At 43.8% G+C, this 17327-nt stretch carries 11 protein-coding genes and 1 pseudogene; 4 read left to right on the top strand and 8 right to left on the bottom strand.

Translation table 11 applies throughout. The features are described 5' to 3' along the window. The first annotated feature begins 67 nt into the window (after positions 1–67). From CBW22_RS22925 to CBW22_RS26850, 4 genes and pseudogenes are all read left to right on the top strand, one after another. A complete protein-coding gene (locus CBW22_RS22925; RefSeq protein WP_141097351.1) occupies positions 68–1267 on the top strand; it encodes a hypothetical protein in 1200 nt (399 codons plus the stop codon). Next, a complete protein-coding gene (locus tag CBW22_RS22920; RefSeq protein ID WP_088517956.1) occupies positions 1267–2388 on the top strand; it encodes a hypothetical protein in 1122 nt (373 codons plus the stop codon). Before CBW22_RS22925 ends, CBW22_RS22920 begins: the two co-directional genes overlap by 1 nt. 590 nt (positions 2389–2978) lie before the next feature. Next, positions 2979–4319, top strand: coding sequence for an ISNCY family transposase (locus CBW22_RS22915; protein ID WP_088517958.1), 1341 nt, complete (start codon positions 2979–2981; stop codon positions 4317–4319). Positions 4320–4512: 193 nt separating this feature from the next. Further along, positions 4513–5051, top strand: a pseudogene (locus CBW22_RS26850) (ISNCY family transposase); the annotation flags it as partial. 32 nt (positions 5052–5083) lie between these two features. Here CBW22_RS26850 and CBW22_RS22905 read toward each other — a convergent pair. The 8 genes from CBW22_RS22905 to CBW22_RS22870 form a co-directional block, all read right to left on the bottom strand. After that, entirely contained in the window at positions 5084–5719 is a 636-nt protein-coding gene (locus CBW22_RS22905) for a fimbrial biogenesis chaperone (RefSeq protein WP_176428171.1), read from the bottom strand. 59 nt (positions 5720–5778) lie between these two features. Then, positions 5779–7104: a fimbrial protein gene (locus CBW22_RS22900; protein ID WP_088517954.1), complete on the bottom strand. Its 1326-nt coding sequence runs from the start codon at positions 7102–7104 to the stop codon at positions 5779–5781. Between the two features lies 1 nt (position 7105). Further along, positions 7106–9640: a fimbria/pilus outer membrane usher protein gene (locus CBW22_RS22895; protein ID WP_088517953.1), complete on the bottom strand. Its 2535-nt coding sequence runs from the start codon at positions 9638–9640 to the stop codon at positions 7106–7108. After that, positions 9606–10301 (bottom strand): fimbrial biogenesis chaperone, encoded by a 696-nt coding sequence (locus CBW22_RS22890; protein WP_058776462.1) that lies wholly within the window; start codon positions 10299–10301, stop codon positions 9606–9608. Before CBW22_RS22890 ends, CBW22_RS22895 begins: the two co-directional genes overlap by 35 nt. A 46-nt stretch (positions 10302–10347) precedes the next feature. Then, a complete protein-coding gene (locus tag CBW22_RS22885) occupies positions 10348–10914 on the bottom strand; it encodes a fimbrial protein (protein WP_058776463.1) in 567 nt (188 codons plus the stop codon). 148 nt (positions 10915–11062) lie between these two features. Further along, positions 11063–11569, bottom strand: a complete 507-nt coding sequence (locus tag CBW22_RS22880; protein WP_088517952.1) for a hypothetical protein — start codon at positions 11567–11569, stop codon at positions 11063–11065. 969 nt (positions 11570–12538) lie between these two features. Beyond that, complete coding sequence (locus tag CBW22_RS22875) at positions 12539–15274, bottom strand: autotransporter outer membrane beta-barrel domain-containing protein (protein WP_088517951.1); 2736 nt, start codon at positions 15272–15274, stop codon at positions 12539–12541. Between the two features lie 875 nt (positions 15275–16149). After that, positions 16150–16851 (bottom strand): EAL domain-containing protein, encoded by a 702-nt coding sequence (locus CBW22_RS22870; protein WP_088517950.1) that lies wholly within the window; start codon positions 16849–16851, stop codon positions 16150–16152. Positions 16852–17327: the final 476 nt, after the last annotated feature.

The following is a 17327-nucleotide window of genomic DNA, read 5'->3' as shown; positions in this document are numbered from 1 at the left end:
AATTAAAATTAACATGAATAAGATATTTAGATCTTATAACCCATCAACATTAAAAGGCGATTCATAAATGGAAGAATCCGAAGTGGGATCTGTAAACGTATTACATGATTCCAGAGTTGATTGTACTTCTCTTCTGATTAACATGAGCATAGAAAATTATCTTTCATTGATCAGAAAAGCCTATAACTCTAAGGGAGGCATACCTTATCAGAGAGACGCACTCCGTACAACTTCAGCTAAAAGAATCCGCAATCGAATGGTTGAAGATATTGTCAAAGGAACAATCCTTCCTCCAATAGTAATAGGCGTTGTCATTGATGAAGATTCGTTTAAAAAAATACCTGAAGAAAATAATGTCAGCTTGATTGAATCTATACAAGGAAAATGGTCAGAGACTGTATCTATTATAGATGGAATGCAGAGAACGACAGCTCTTATTGATGCAGCAGAAGCACATGAAAATGTTTTAAGAAATAGCGTAAGAATTGAATTCTGGATCACAAATAACACCAACAGTCTTATATATAGGATGCTTGTGCTTAATACAGGGCAAGTTCCATGGAATATTAAAAGGCAGTTACAAGTCGTTTATTCACCTTTAATAGCTGAACTGCAGGAAAAAATTAAATTCAAAAGACTTTTTACATTAGACCAATCTGGACGCCGCATTCATGGTGGAGAATACAAAGCAGAGGATATAATTGAAACATACCTTGCTTTTGGTTTAAGAAAAACTGAAATAGACACTCAAGAAACATTAGCAGATGAATATTCTCGTTTAGATATAGCTGACGCCATATCTAACGATAAGTTTCGTAATTTCTATTATCCTATGTTACAATTAATGGTTAAATTAGATACTGTTTTATCTCGTCGAGATAATCAACCAGAGGGAATTGAAGAAACTTCTGGAAAGTACACCATAGGAAGAAACATCTTTGATAGCCAACCAGCTAGGATTGGATTCATAGTGGCTTGTTCGATATCTGTTTTAGGAAGGTTGGGAATGGATAAAGATGAAAGCGAAAGTAAAAAAATAATAGATAAAATCATTCACAATTGTAACAACCTCATCGATGAACTAGAAAAAAAATCCCCCGAAGAACTTTACCTTTTCTTAGGCCTTGACGTGCTTTCTGAACGTCTTTCCGGTCAAAAAAGGTCAGCAATAGGAAGACATGAAAGAGCATTTTTTGAAAGCGCCTTCAAAATTTTAATTGATGAGAATTTTAATGTTCCTACTCTAGAAGTGTGCTGGAGGGGATAATGGCAGAGAGAAATCTAAAACAAATTAATTCAGTGATTTTTTCCCGTTTAGAAGACAGAGTTATCAACCTCAATGGTTTTCTCAATAATTTTAGAAAACCTAGATGGATAAAGAGTACTGCAGAATGCAGAGACGTAATGAAAAATGCCCATTGCGAGGTATTCTCTGTTAGCAGAACTTTCAAAATAATTAAGGCAACTCATAAGGAAAAAGTTCACTATATTGTTTTTAGCGATTTTAGTGATTTTGATGGTGTTGAAATTGAAGGAATGGATGACATACATCTTACATCAGGGTATTTTTGTTTGGCCGCATCCGAATCAAATATTTCCACAATGGCTAAGGCTTTTGAAATAAAGGACAAAATAGAACTTTTTTTTAGAGATGAAGAAGTTGAAACTAATTCATATCAGGGGCATGAACTTGAAGATATAAAGACACTTTTCCCCAATTGTAAAATCTTTCTTTTATTAAATGACAATATTTTACTTGAAAATTTTAACAGAGCTGCGGGCATAATTAATTGTAAATTACTCGACAACTCTCCATTACATTTAGAAAGCGCAACTATAAAAAAACTGGAAAAAATATTCTTACAAGGTAATGAATTTATTCCATACATAAATATCATACATGGTATGAATTCCTTATCATGGGAATCATTTTACCTGCAACTGTATAGATGCATTGAACAATTGTATGCTCAACATCGAGTTGATTTATTAAAAACGCAACTTACAATACTCAACCAAGAATCTATTAAAGATATCGCTACTTATCTAGAAAAGTCTCTCTCATGGAGGCCTAAGGAAGAAGAGTCGATACAAGAGCTTTTTACGAAAGCTTCATCTGTTCATATTAAAGAGCTCGGTTTTGCACTAGGAATAATTAAATATGAGAATAATGAATATACTTACAACGGATCTTCAGAATTTGATGCAAGCAAACCAGTAGCTAGAGAAGCCTATCAATTAAGGAATAACATTGTTCATTTTAGACCACTTAATATGAGCAAAAAATACGATGACCAAGCATGGAACATTTTAATGAGAGCCATGCTAGGGATAATAAAAGATCTTTATGAAGATATAGGCCCTAGATTTTTCAATACTAAAAATTGAATATAAAGCAGGCTAGCCCTGCTTATAATAATATTTGAATCCAATTAACATGATAAAAACCAACCATAAAATCTTTAGAAATTTAATGCATTATATTAATGACGGTATCAATAAATTAATTTCATAACTTTTCATTTTTCTTTCAAGAACGATAGGTTACAGGCATTGACTTCGTTAATAATGTGACCGCTATTTATCGCTTTCTAAATTTCAATGGTTAACCCAATTATAACATTTGCTTTCAAGTGCAGAAGGTTTATCACCATCAAGTATGTATACTTCACTTTGCATAAGCTTCTCTTTTCAACTTCCATTTCGTCAATTGAAGCAAAAAATTGGAAAGTAATCGGGCAGGGCTTATACTCTTATCGATTACTGGCAAAAAAGCACGTTTTTTTAAAGAAATTTCATTATAATATGTGAATGATAATAGATGATGTGTGAGTCACTAAATTTAACATAAATAGCATTATGCGCACTTTGACTGAGAGTCCAATTTGATAATGTCACTTTTTAGCTAGTTCATAATGTCAGCCAGATGCGGCGCGTTTGCCACCTTTTCTGGGAGATCTCTGCTGATGCTGGTGACCATGTCGAACAAAGAGCTTCACCGCCTTTCCGTCATTCAGGCTGTTATTGAAAAACGTCTTCGCCGCCGTGATGCGGCCTCCCAGCTTGATCTTACCGAACGTCAGGTTCAGCGACTGATGAACCGCTACCGCGAATCTGGTGCAGCCGGTCTTACCGACGCACGACGCGGCAAGCCCGGCACGCATCGCATTGATGAAGCTCTGCGCCACCGCATACTGACGCTGCTACGTGAAAATTACGTGGGTTTCGGCCCCACACTTGCCGCAGAAAAACTCCAGGAGCGTCACAGAATTACGATTTCCGTTGAGACGCTGAGATGCTGGATGACCGCGGACGGACTCTGGATCCCACACGCTCGCCGTCAGCCCCGGATTTATCAGCCGCGCCAGCGCCGGGATTGCCTTGGCGAGCTTATCCAGATCGACGGCTCACACCATGACTGGTTCGAAGGCCGCGCACCAAAATGCTGCCTGCTGGTTTATATTGATGGCGCGACCGGTCGTCTGATGCACCTGCGTTTCTGTCAGAGTGAGTCGGCCTTTGATTACATGATGGCCACCCGCGACTACATCGATAAACACGGCAAGCCGGTGGCGTTTTACAGTGACAAGCATGCGGTGTTCCGCGTCAGCCAGGCCGAGACACGACGTACCAGCATGACACAGTTCGGACGCGCGCTACACGACCTGAACATCGATCTTATCTGTGCCAACAGCTCACAGGCTAAAGGCCGCGTCGAGCGCGCCAATCTGACGCTGCAGGATCGACTGGTTAAAGAAATGCGGCTGGAGAACATTACCGGGATTGATAACGCTAACGCCTGGCTGGAAACTTTCATCAGCGACTTCAACCGTCGTTTTGCCAGACCGGCAAAATACCCGAAAAACCTGCACCGCACAGTCTCAGAGAGCAGCCCGGAGCTGGATGACATCTTCGCCTGGCAGACGCTGCGTACGCTCTCAAAATCACTGACGTTTCAGTACGATAAAATATTGTATCTGGTTGAACCCACTGAGGAAAACTCACGCATAGCCGGAGAAAAAATCCTGGCGTTTGACTACCCGGACGGTACGCTCACATTCCATCACGGCAGCAGAATCCTGGAATACCAGATGTTCGACAAGCTTGAGTGCATCAGTCAGGGGCGCATCGTTGACAATAAAAGGCTCGGTGCGGTACTGAAACTGGCGCAGGAAAAGCAGGATGAGCTGGAAGCCGCAGGTAAAAGAAAGCGCAGCCAGAGTATGCCCAAAAGGCGGGCGCAGATTCAGGCACAGCTCAGGGCAATCAATCCGGTTCTGGCTGAACCATCACTGATTAAATCCAGCCAGAAAAAATGAGCTCACTGCCCTTTTCTCTTCATCAGAAAACATCAGAAGGTGACATTTAAAAATGGGAAATCAGGGTGACATTATCAATATGGATAGACATTGATTGTTACTCCAAAGCGCTAATGTCGTAAGGAACAATTCACAGATGTCGTCCCTGAACTAACCCTAAATCTCCTAAGGCTCAGCTCAGGATGCAGACTATATGTTGGTGACCATGACAGATAAAGATCTATACCGGCTCGGCATCATTCAGCGCGTTCACGACCACACTCTGCTGCAGCGTGAAGCTGCGTGACTTCTCGAACTCTCCGTCTGTCAGATTCAGCGTATTCTGCGGCGTTATCGTGAACACGGCGCGGCAAGCCCAGCAACTATCGGCTGCCTGCTGGCCTTGCTGAACGTGCGGTTCAGATCATCCGCGAGCACTTCTCAGACTTTGGTCCGACGCTTGCCAGCGAGAAGCTGACCGAACTGCACGGCGTTGTCTTGTCTAAAGAGACCGAGCGCAAGCTGATGATGCAGTCAGGTCTCTGGATCCCACGCAGGGATCGTGCCCCTAAAATTCAGCAATCCCGCTACCGGTGTGCCTGAGTCGGCGAGTTGATACAGATCGACGGCTGCGATCACCGCTGGTTCGAGGAACGCGGCCCGGCCTGCACGCTGCTGGTTTATGTGGATGACACTACCAGTCGCCTGATGCAGCTTCATTTCGTCCGCTCTGAGTCCACGTTCACCTACTATTCCATTGGCCCTCAAACCCCTAACCGGGATAATCAATTGCTATACAGGAAGGTATGTTGTTCACCAGCGTCATTGATATAGCGAAATTCAATGCTAAATGAATCAGACGAAACCTGATTAAAATGAAAAACTTTGTCAGAAAAAGGACGTATCAAAAGGTCGGCGTCCCGCCCACCAAAATTTAATGTTCCGGCGTGGACTTTCACTGCAATTACCGAGAGATGAATCGGAGATGGATTATGACAAACTATTGATTTATCGTCATTTCGGCGGCAAGTGAGTTCAGGAAGCGCTTTTTCAGGTGTTTCGTTTATTCCCTGCGGTCGATAAAAAACCTTAATTTGTGTATTCATTGTTATCAGAACGCTGTTTTCTCCGGCAGCGTCTTTTTTTTCAGGAGGAATCTCATAAATATTAAGCCAGTAAAGCGACTCCCTGTCCTGGGGCACCCGAATCGCATTATAAATGACTCGTACGCCCTTTATGCCATGAGGCTCAAGTCTAAAAACGGGCGGAATACTGACAAAAGGCACATCGTTGATATCGGGAGTTCCTTCACCGTTGTCAACCCAGGTCTGGGCCACGACCGGATAAGTATTCGTGTTGGCCAGCATCAATGACTGCTCACGATTGTTTGCCGTATAAATTATCCTTGAGCGTGACGGCATAACCCCTGCAGTGGCTTCATGACACAAGCACAAGTTTAAGAGTAGACAGAGAAAGTATCTCATTGGACCTTCACCAATACGGTGGCGGTAGCTTTCACCTTCCCGGCCGTCACCGTCTGTCCACTGATTTTTGTTAACGTCGCCAGAAAGTTATAAGAATAGTTAGTGTAGCCTGACGCGCTGCTACCTGAGGCCGTGGCGTTGTTGAGAACGGGATACCAGCCCGCACCACTTCCCATATAACTGCCGTTTAAAGGATCTGTACCGGTCTGACCAATCAGCGTCAGGGCTGCGGTGGGTGCGCTGGCGTAGGCGATGTTAATTCCCACTCCTCGCGCCGTTGTGGCAGCATTGTAATCGTCAGAAAGTAGCATGCTGACGCCACCTGAACTGTTGACCAGCCCCAGTGAACTTGCCGCGTTATAGGCACCGGATGAAACCTGAAATCCCAGAGCAGTCTGTGAGCTGGCGGTGCCGGACGTTACGCTGTTGCTGCATTCAACGCTGACACTGAAGTTAGCGGAGCTGGAGAGACCATTGTTCAGTTCGTTAACGGAAATAGAGGGTAATAACACCACAGGCGTGGCGCTCCTCACAACGCATGTCGGCGTATTATAAAGACGATTGACCGACCGCATGCCGTAACCGAAACCATTATCAGCGCCCCAAAAACGATAATTATAGGCACTATCCTGTCCCTCCTGGTCACTGGTTAACCCCGGGCCATAAAGCTGAATGTAGGCATTCGGTTGCGTACAGCTGTAAGCGACCCCTGCTGTGGTGCCATAGACGATACCGCTTCCCGCTGTGTTATTGTTGCCGCAATAGTATGATGCGGAGCTGGTCCCCGGTAAGCTGCTTACACGATACAGTTCAGCCTGTAATGGGGGGATGTCCTGAAGCCTGATCTGAATTTTTGTTCCGGAAATGGCATAACTGGTGACTGCCACCTTCTGCCAGTAGCGTGTTAGTATCTGGCTGCTCATCGTCAGTTTAAGTCCGACATAGGCGAAATAAGTGGCGTAAACACCTGTCAGGCCATCTGTGGCACCGATATCATAAAAACCACCAACGCGGTCATCTCCGTTGGTTGCCACCAGAAAATAGATATTCGACAGATCGCTCTGATCGCAGGTCCATAACACGGTAGAGGCGGTAGCACCGCCATAGGTATAGTTTGTGGGGGGCACTGTCACACTGCCCAGCAGCGTCCCTACGGGTGAAAAGTAGGTATCATAAAGATTGACCTTGCCAAAGGGGAGCAGCGCGGTACGGTCATCTTCAGTTTGTGAAGCACCAGTACTTGTGCACGTTGCCTCCGCGGGCAACGCTGTCAGGGCGGAAAAAGCAATCGTGACCGCGAGTAATAAGTTAATTTTTTTCATTTCATCTCTCACAACTGGCACTGAGCGTCACCAGCGTCATGCCGCGTTCAGTAGAGGTGAGCGAGTAGGGAATGCTACACCGCATATTGTCACCCCATTCAACAGTAAAATGGCCGCGATCTTTTTCAGCGCGCACATAAATCTGTCCTCCCTGGCCTGCTATACCTGCCGGATTACCGCTGTCGTCCATCACCGTTGCTCCCATAGGAATGGTTTTGCCTTCAGACGTCCGCACCGTGATAAGCATTGCTGTGCCCGTTTTTGTCTGAAAAACAATTTTGCTGACTGCCCCCGAAACCGGAACCACCCGTTTCTGACTATCCAGAATTTCTGCATTGCCCTTCATGCCTGCCGGATCCAGTGACACGCTGTTATAACGATATGGCGTCAGTGAGGGAAGCAGTGCATAACCATTGCCGTCGATTCTGGTCTGAGGTGAGCTGAATAACTCTGCACCTTCAGCCCCTTTTGCTTCCACAAGGCCAAAAGTATCCCCAAGATAGGGCCCCAGGGTCACACCGCCAGCATGTAGAGCTGCTGCCCCCTGAGCATTCCCGGAAACCTGCCAGTAATTTTTTCCGACTGAACCATTCATCCCGAGAGAGACTTTAGGTAGGCGGTCCTGAAGACTTCCGCTCAGCGTGCTCTGATGCAGCTGCTCGTCATGGGTTGCGCTTACGCTATAAGTCGCGCTTTGCTGTTCATCCAGCGCGCCGGAGAGTGACGTCTGATATTGGCTACCGCCAGTGTCGCTGCGGTTATATGTCGTGCTCAGCGATGCGCTGCGCGGGCTGTCAGGGAACAGTGGGATGGAAACTGTTGCTGAAACGGCGGTTTCACGGTACCCGCTGTCTGCGTAGCTTCCCACCTGCTGGCGGTTAACGGCCAGGCTGAGGGTAATGCCGCGGGCAAAATTCTTTCCGTAGCCAACCTGATACTGAGTGTCACGTGCACGCCCGTTCCGGTAACTCTGGGTAGCCGCGGTAACGAAAAGATTGCCGAGCGAATTCATGTTCTGACTCAGGGTAACGTCAAATCTTTCCCTCTGGCCGCTGGCATACTGAAGCCAGTTTGCGTCGTTCAGGGAATCATATCTCAGCCCCAGAATGCTGGATAAGTCACGATAGCCCGACGTAGAATAGCGATAGCTCGCCAGCGAAACAGTGGTCCCCGACATCGCAAAAGTCTTACTCCAGCTGATGCGGCTCATCCAGCCCTGGAGTGTATTCCCCTCAGGCAAAGAAGCTCTGGAGTAGGTGATGTCGGATCCCAACGCGCCGTATGCGCTGGCATACACGCCACCCAGTACTGAAGACGCATAACCCTCGGAAAACCGGACGCCTCCGTTACCCGTCAACGCATTGGTCAGGCCCCGCTGATAGATGAAATCACCGAAATCGGCATTTTTATTCATGCCCCGGGTTCTGCCTGCGGCCAGATTGTAGCGGTAAACACCAGGACGCATGGATTCCGGAACGGCCGAGAAGGGAACGGTAAACTTCTTGATGGTGCCGTCTGCTTCGGTCACCTCCACCAGAAGATCACCGCTACTACTGGTAGGACTCAGGTCGGTGATTTCATACGCGCCAGGCGGAACGGTTGTCTGGTAAATCTCGTTTCCGTTCTGGCGTACTGATATTTTCGCGTTGGTACTGGCTATGCCGCGAATGACAGGCGCGTAACCCTGCTGTGTATCAGGCAGCATGGCCTGAGAAGTCGACAGATTAAGTCCACTGTAGCTCAATCCGGAAAAGAAATTTCCATTGGTAATAAGCTGGCCTGCCATGAACTGGCTGGATATAGCGGGTATCGGGCGCTGGATATAACTCCGGACGGTTTGCCACGATCCGCCCTGCTGCTGATTCCAGGTCGCAGAGCCTGTCTGTCGGTATTGCCAGGTGCCGAGGTTAACGCCCCCGTTCAGCGACAGCCATGCAGAATCCTGATTACGGATGTCCGTTTCTGAATAAGAGACGTGATAATAGTTCGCCAGATAGTTAATAAACCCGATATTTGCTCCGGTATCATATTCAGCAGGGTCTATCCAGCCTCGCGGCTTACTGACGAGCAGTGACTGCGGAGCCGTAATGTCCATTCTGAACGTTGAAATGGACACGTGCGTTGTTGCCTGCGGCTCCACATCAGCAATAAAACGGCAGGCTGCAGTGCCATTAGTGTCCGGCTTCACATGCTTAAACCCTATCGACCTGACCAGTTCGGATGAAAGGCACGGAGCATCACCTCCGGGACCAGGCTTAACGCTTACCTTGAACCGGCCCACAAACCGCAGATTCATATAGACGTCGAGTTGATAGTCACCGGGCAACACTGCATCAGGCCTGGACAACTTGTCAAGTGCCGCCTGGTCAAAGTTACCGCCCTTAAAAAGGGAGGAATCAAAATAATATTCGTCATCCGCGGCATATGAGTTTATCTGAGAAAACGTGAAAATAAGTGCGGCACGAAATAACGCTGAAAGTAATGAGTGCGCCTTTTGAAAATCACGGATTCCTGGTATTTTCAACGTAAGCGCCATAATCATTTACCTGCGTAATGCGTATTTTCCCGTCGCGCAATGATGCCACCCTTTCTGCCGGTGACCATTCCATTGAGGACAAGGGAGCGAGCATAACCGCATCCGTCAGCGTTACCGAATGGGTGTGACTGACAAAGAGCGCCCTGCTGATTGAAATATAAAACCCGGTCGGATTCTCTACCTTTACCTTGCCGTTATTCAGCGAGAATCTGAGTGATTTAAATGCCTCACTCTGCTGGCCAGTCAACGTTTCGGGACGGTAAAACACTTTCACCCGGCTTTTAACCGCAATGATTAACTGATTATCGTTGCGCGCAGATCTTTTCAGTGCCGGGATCTGGGTAAAATTCATATAAAAAACAGATTCCCTGTCGCGCGGCAGCAATTGTTCTGCGCTTGTTGGGATCAGTCTCACTGACTGACCCTGATGCGGTTCTATACGGAATACCGGCGGGACGGCCACAAAGGGAACCTGAAAAGAATGATCATGCTCATCGCTGAGTTTGATTTCGACAATGAATGGCTGAGGATCAGGGTTGTTAAACTGTACCGTTTTCTCTTTGGCTGCTGAAGGTACAATAACGCGAGTTCCCACCATAATGACGCTGGCTGACGCGGCGTGAACATAAAGCATAAGAATAAAGAGCAGAAATGTTTTCATATTTAGAGCCAGTCATTATCGGGCTGCCTGCAGCAGCCCGATTCAGTCAGAGATAACTTAAAGTGTATTGCGCCACGCCAGTAACCCTACCTGCCGTGGTGGTGGCGCTCGTCGCCATATATTTGGCGCTGTAGGTTACCGTCGCCGAGGTCGAGTTGGCTGCCAGTGTCATCGCTGCACCTCTGGTCACACCGTTGAGGTTAATCTGATTCATCCCGGTCGAATCTGAATATAACGCAATTCCTACGCCGGTCGCAGCGTCCGAACTGGCGGTATTGCCCAGTGCGTACGTACTTGTGTCAACACTGGTACCCAGAAACTCCGGGTACATCGTCACTGCGCTGTTGCTGGGGGTACAACCCGTAACGGAGATGGTGAACGGCGTCAGTCCAGCACTATTTCCGACGGCCGTGGTCGTCGTACTCGCTGTATATAAATCGCTGAGTGGAATTGTAGGCATTAATACGACAGCATTTGTCGTACTGTTTATGCTGATGCTGCAGGTCTGAGTAGCCACCTCTCCCTGGAATGTCACTGTTGATGCCGCAAATACATGTGCAGACATCATTGATGCAGCGAGAAGTGAGGCTTTAAAAGCTGATTTCCTGTTCATTATTATGATCCTGATAATACGAAGTAAGAATGACTGATTTAAATGTCAGCCTGATCGAAGTCTTGACAAAAATCCCTGAATAGAATTGCTTTAAGAAAAATTTGATAACGACATGAAATCTTTGTTGGTCAATTATTCATAAAAAAACCTATGAGTAAAGCAGCGAAAATTTTGGTTTACCTAGCTTACGAAGGGCTGAATATTTTCGGCTGCAAAATGTCTTAGGGTTAATGCCGTTTTTAACAGGGTCTTTTCCTTCAAGGCATAATGTCAGAGTTAAAAATTCTTTTTCTGTTAGTATTGCCCCGGGGGAAATAACACCCCTGCTCATTTTAATAACAGACCCACTATCAATATGTTTTTTTCTTGCTAAGATAGTTCTATACTCACTCTTCAAAATGAAGTAATTCGCAAGCGGTATTAATGCATCACCTGCAATAAATATAAAAAACAAAGAGAAACTTTCCTCTTCGAACATGCCGCGACTAACATCAAGAATTATTTTCCTGAAAGAGTTAAAATTCAGATCAATAAGGAATATTTTTTCTGCAGTTTGTGAGAGGAGTTCGCATTCTCGAAAATAAGTATACTTCATTCCTTCCACAAAATAGTGTGAGCAACTATTATGAAATTCAACATTCAAATTAGAAATCATGCGCTCGTCCCTTTGAATTAAAATTTCACCTAAACCCTGCCAAGTAAAATAATATTATTTGCCATTAATGTGTTTATTACCAAACATTCAGGCTATTTGAAACCAGTCTGCTATTTATTTAATCGGTGAAGATGTTAACAGCACTCACTAAATGCTTACACCTATCAACAAGACATGTGGCGTACCCTGTGCACATATATGGATCGCTATCACGAAATCCAAACGCTGGCAAATACCTTATGTGAATCTTAGAGGGTAAAATTTTTTATCTCGAATTGATTTTCATTTTTTTATTTTCTTCAAGCCCAAGAAGTATAATGCATTAGCTTATAATTATAAGTTGATGGTTAACAATCATTAAATACAGTAAATAGATTTTTAGTTAATTGTGATTCATCTGCACATTTCAGTAGGCATAAGACTATCAAATATTCTTTCAGGTAAAAATGGAATTATTATCCACCAAAAAATGTCACGTTAAAGCCCATTTAATTTATTGACACTTGCTCTAATTTGTGATGGTTCAACTTAACTGTGGTTGTAAGCATTGGCAGGCACGAGTCACCCCATGTCTTGTTTTACCCAAAAACAAGTGTAAACACGCCACCCGCCGCGGTACAGGCTGCTACGACATGGTCAGTAATGAAGTCTATAAACGTGATCGAGTTGATGGCAGGCAGTAATGCCCAAGCGTGACATCATGTCGGATACCGGGTTTACACGGCACGATGTGTCCTTGTGAATGGGTTAATGTCATTTTATTAACAGCACGTTTTTTAAGGCTCGTCGGAAGAAAATCGTTGCTCTTATCTCTAAGCAAGAGGGGGTTACTGCCTGGATGTGTATATAAACCGCGCCTGTGCTGTTGCGAATCAGCGATTGAAATTGAGCAATGACAGGTAGAATGTGAAGAGCCCCGCCATCACGGGGCTCTGCTTGATCATATCAATCGTCACAGAATGGCTTCTGTCAGAAGCTATATTTTACGCCCAGAACTCCCTGCGTGCCCTGATAGTTGTTTCCCCCAATCTGCTGTGCAACGCTACCCCATACGCTCAGATTTTCGGTCACGTGCCCCTCAACACCGGTTTTCAGCTCAGCTACGTTGCGGTTTCCCTGGAGATACGCGCTGTTGTCCCCCATCTTCACGCCATAGTCCTTCGACGTATACAACCAGTTTGCTTCCACGAACGGCTCGAACTGACGGACAGAACCCTTGTCCAGATGGCTCTGACCGGTCATTGACAGACGTACACCCAGGCGAGTCTGTACGTTATCACTGCCGCGACCTTCCACCGTCGTGCCATTCGCTTCCGTGTGGTCATCAGCTTTCACTCCGGACCACAGCACCTGTGCCTGTGGCGTCACGTAGACGTTGTTTTCCATCCCGCCTGACGTCATATACGAGCCGGTATGGAAGACATAACCCGTTTCCAGGGAGGCCGTCACGCCTTTTGATTTGTACTTCTCATAGGACAGCTCGTCACCCTTCACCGAATTATCGAACCAGTTCCAGGCCAACCAACTGTCAGCATACAGACCGGTTTTGTTATTCGCATTCTGGTACCAGGTACCATAGATGCCCGTGCTGTAACCCCATACAGAGCCTTTTGAGTTATACCCCGACAGGCTGTTGTGCGTATTGCTGTACTGTTTACCATAGCCCCCCATCAGGCCAAGATGCCAGGCATCATCAGCACCCAGACTGCCGTTAAGGACAGCGCCACCCAGCTGGAACACCATCCGGTTAGTCGAGTATTTTGACTGCCCGTCTGATATACGGCCTTCTGAATGGCCGCCTACTGAACGTACCCATAGGTTGCTCTTATGGCGTTCACCGGTGAGCGGGTCTATGTATACGTTGCCGCCCTGACGGTCCTTCAGACGCATGTCGAACATTGTAGCCGCTGCCTGCAGGTTAGAGGCATAGCTCCCGCGCTCAGGGCGATAGATATGCGCGGTACCGGCATTACTGTCATTACCGCTATTGTCACTCTGGCTGGTCAGATACCAGTTATTCATATTTGTGCCGGAAGCGGTGCCCTGTTGCAGATGGTACTCATAGCTACCCACCACTATACGCCCGCTCTGCACAAAGGCATCAGCCGTAGAGCTGCCGGTGGAAATGAGTTCAATGCCTTCGAGGGTCTGGCTGCCATTTCCGCCTTGGTTGTCAACGGTGACATAAGTAGTTCCTGATGCATTACCAGTAATGATGAGTTTATTGGTGCTACTATTGTCACCATTTAGTTTGGAATTAAAGACGACATTTCCATTTATTCCTTCATAATTGCCATCAACAGTCAGTATGTTTGCCGTGTTTGTACCACTGCTGAGAAGGATATAACCACTGTTAGTTAAATTACCGATTGATGATGAAGTATCCTTCAATAGAGAGATATAGCCGCTGTTTACAATGTCAGTACCTCTAGCAGAGAGGCCTTCAAGAATGGCAGTTCCACTATTAGAAATATTATTATTCGATCCTAAAAGAGTACCTGATAGAATAGCTTTTCCTACTGTATCTATAGTGCTGTTGTTAGCAGTAGTTTTTGTGCTTTTAGTACAACCATTTTCATCGCCTGCAACACAATCACCAATAACTAATACAGACTCTGCTGAGTTATTAATAGAGGTATTACTGACATTATTCCCATAGAGTAAAATTGAGCCATCTGTTGAGTTAAATGAAGAAGACGAGACAGTGTTAAGCGTAGCTTTAATTACCCCACTATTTTCCACGGAAGAATAATTGGATATAGTATTTTTATCTATATATATGCTCCCATTTTCATTTATAACGACTGAACTTTTCGCAGAATTACCAGACAGATACATTTTGGCATTTTTATTTATAATCTCAGCACTACTTACTGAGTTTTCAATCAAATATGCAGTGCTTGTATCTTTATTAGAGATAATCGAATCGTTATCTATTTTGTTATTTCTTGCTGTGAGAACCCCTCCGTTGGCATTGCTTATTTTTGCACCAGATGCATTGTTATAAATTAAATCGATAGTGCCGTTATCGTTTATAATGGTAGCGTTATCTACCGCATTATTAATTACAACAGCTGTTCCTGAGTTAAGAATGGTAGCATTGCCCGCATTATTATTTTTGATATAAATATAAGCAGAGTTATAGTTATTTATACTTGCTGAAGTTGCAATATTATTTATAATATAAGCAAAAGAGTCTGGGTTATTTGTGATTTGTGCTCCTTCTGCATTATTAGAGTCTAAAAACAGAGTTGAACCTGAAGAATTTTCAATCTCTGCTTTATTTGTGTAACCTTTATATATAACAACAGCACTGCTATTGGTTGCTTTTATTTTTACACCATCAACAAGGTCACCCTCATAATATGCGCTACTATCATCAGCATTAATCGCGTAATCAACTCCACCGTCCGCACCTATATGACTGTCAGCGTCTTCATTAAAGGTTAATTTAATATCTTTATCATTGACTGTATCATAATAACTGATATCGTAACTACCTCCATTCTCCGTCGATTTAAATTTATATGGCGACTCTGCTGAGGATAAATATCCATCATCATAAGTATAATGGTAGCTACCAGCTACCTGATCTTTGCTAGTCACTGCACTGGTTGCGACTGCATTACCTTGGGCATCAGTGGCAGAATAAGTATTAGTTGAATGTATAATACCTATCATGATTCCTATTATGGATTTCTTCATTCGTATATCCTAAACGCTCCTGTGGAATAAATTGGCTTCGCCCATCCTGATGGGTAAATAAGGCTATATCGCAATAGCGTATGCATGTCAGAAAGGTTTATGCTGCGGTTTTATGTTAGTTAACAGAGATAATTTTTTGCGGGTGACAATACATCACTTTGTGTGTTGATACTGTCCCTTACGCATTATGAAGAACAGCTCAAAGACAGATGGAAAAATCCGTGCCCTACAGAAACATTCAAATCCAGGCATCAGACTTATTGGTCGTTTGATATTTTATTCATCATGCTCAATCAGGTTATTAAGGCACTTGCTTTGCCTAATGATGATAGTTTCTTAAACTGATTTTTTGGCATTGACTTTGACCGACCAATGGTGATTCCGCGTTCAGCCATTATCTACTACAGATTTCGCAGGCTTAATGAGTAAAAAAGATATCAGAGAAAACACTGAACAATAAATTCAACGGGAAAGTGCAGACATTTGTAGGCTGTTCAGATTTGTTGCATAGGCAGATAAGATAGGTAGAAAACAAGTTAACTGACTACTGTTAATGCGACAGAGCCATTTATCATGTCACCCTACAGGGTCACTAATTTCTCAAGCACGTCTGCCCCCACTTCAATTATCATCGACGTGCATTTTTCATCAATATAGGGTCCTGTTTTTTTTTAGAATTACGGACAGAATAAAAAATTATTTTAATTTGATAATATAAAGAGGCATGTGGCTTAAACATGTGAATGAGATTACGCGAGACTTTTGTAGTATATATGGAAGAATCCAGTTTTATAATTATGACTCCCAATAAAAAAGAACCTTATCTTTATCAAAAGAAGTGCACGATATTTTATATGAATTAAGACAAAATTATTTCATGGTAAATTGTCACCCCCATGATGCGGAGTGGTCGATAATAACACCGTTAGGTCTTTTAGGGTGTCTTCACAAATTTCTTTGAAAAGATATCCCTGACCAAACAGAAGTCTTTTTTTTTCTAGGGTGTGGAATTGTTCATTTTTCTCAACCCCTTCAAAGATAACGTTTAAATCCTTTGATGTGTATTTTTTTGTTAGCTCATAAACTGAGTTTTTATTGGAAAAATCCCTCCAGAAACTGTATTTATCTATTTTTATTGATTTGATGTTTTTGATTAAATTCAGATGGGGATACTCTTCATTAGCATCCAAGTCATCAAGCCAGATTTCATTATTCAAAGAATTCAGAAATTCTATCCCATTGTCAGACAGAAAGAGCATATCATGTACGTCAACCTCAAGGCACAACATTTCAAGCTCATTGAACTTTCTAAGAGTTTCCGGATCAATAAATCCAATCGATTTATAATTTAAATTAATGCTGACGCGTATTTTTTTATTTAAAAAAAAGTGATGATTTTTTTCAATCACATTTAGTTGATAGTTTAGAATTTCATTTAACGTTTCGCCGTTCGCTGTTTTAAAGAAAAGCTCAGTGTTATTCAATTTTTCGCCTTTCTTACCATAAGCTCTGGTGAGGCATTCGACTGCGTATAGTTTACCGTCGGAACTAAGAATAGGCTCAAACGCTATTTTCATTGTGCACCTTTTAAAAAACAGGTATTACTTTATGAAAAGAAGACATCATTCACGGAGCTGATGCCGAGTTTTTTTCAATGCAGAGAGCCTTTGTGAACAGAAGCTTTTCTTCTTGAAATGAGCATGGCAACTTCGTGAAATGCGTATACTCTTATAGAGAGAATAAACTCTCCGAATGTAATTATATTCTTTTTATCTGAAATCACGCTTAAAATCCGAATTTTTCCGTATAATACACCTGAATTCAACAAAAACCTCTATTTGCTCTACTAAGAAAACTGATAAAGGCAATGTTTTTATGAACTGAAGAGAATGATTTTCATTTGCTTTTTATTATGAGCGGTGAAAAATTCAGTGTTTGAAGTGGGTTCTTCTTGGGGTGTTTTTTTAAACAAAATTCAGAAATATTCTCTACATCACTGATCCTATATTTCTTAAGGTAACTTTTTAATCTAGGCAAATAAAAATTATCAAAC

The sequence above is a fragment of the Pantoea sp. VS1 genome, from assembly GCF_002207995.1.
Lineage (GTDB): Bacteria > Pseudomonadota > Gammaproteobacteria > Enterobacterales > Enterobacteriaceae > Pantoea > Pantoea dispersa.
This window is presented reverse-complemented; position numbering and strand designations above follow the sequence as displayed.

Bases quoted from the DNA above. Each gene is read 5' to 3' on its own strand.
- CBW22_RS22890 (WP_058776462.1), bottom strand. From the start codon at position 10,301: ATGAAAACATTTCTGCTCTTTATTCTTATGCTTTATGTTCACGCCGCG.
- CBW22_RS22905 (WP_176428171.1), bottom strand. From the start codon at position 5,719: ATGCCGTCACGCTCAAGGATAATTTATACGGCAAACAATCGTGAGCAG.
- CBW22_RS22925 (WP_141097351.1), top strand. From the start codon at position 68: ATGGAAGAATCCGAAGTGGGATCTGTAAACGTATTACATGATTCCAGA.
- CBW22_RS22920 (WP_088517956.1), top strand. From the start codon at position 1,267: ATGGCAGAGAGAAATCTAAAACAAATTAATTCAGTGATTTTTTCCCGT.
- CBW22_RS22885 (WP_058776463.1), bottom strand. From the start codon at position 10,914: ATGAACAGGAAATCAGCTTTTAAAGCCTCACTTCTCGCTGCATCAATG.
- CBW22_RS22880 (WP_088517952.1), bottom strand. From the start codon at position 11,569: ATGATTTCTAATTTGAATGTTGAATTTCATAATAGTTGCTCACACTAT.
- CBW22_RS22870 (WP_088517950.1), bottom strand. From the start codon at position 16,851: ATGAAAATAGCGTTTGAGCCTATTCTTAGTTCCGACGGTAAACTATAC.
- CBW22_RS22900 (WP_088517954.1), bottom strand. From the start codon at position 7,104: ATGAAAAAAATTAACTTATTACTCGCGGTCACGATTGCTTTTTCCGCC.
- CBW22_RS22875 (WP_088517951.1), bottom strand. From the start codon at position 15,274: ATGAAGAAATCCATAATAGGAATCATGATAGGTATTATACATTCAACT.
- CBW22_RS22895 (WP_088517953.1), bottom strand. From the start codon at position 9,640: ATGGCGCTTACGTTGAAAATACCAGGAATCCGTGATTTTCAAAAGGCG.
- CBW22_RS22915 (WP_088517958.1), top strand. From the start codon at position 2,979: ATGTCGAACAAAGAGCTTCACCGCCTTTCCGTCATTCAGGCTGTTATT.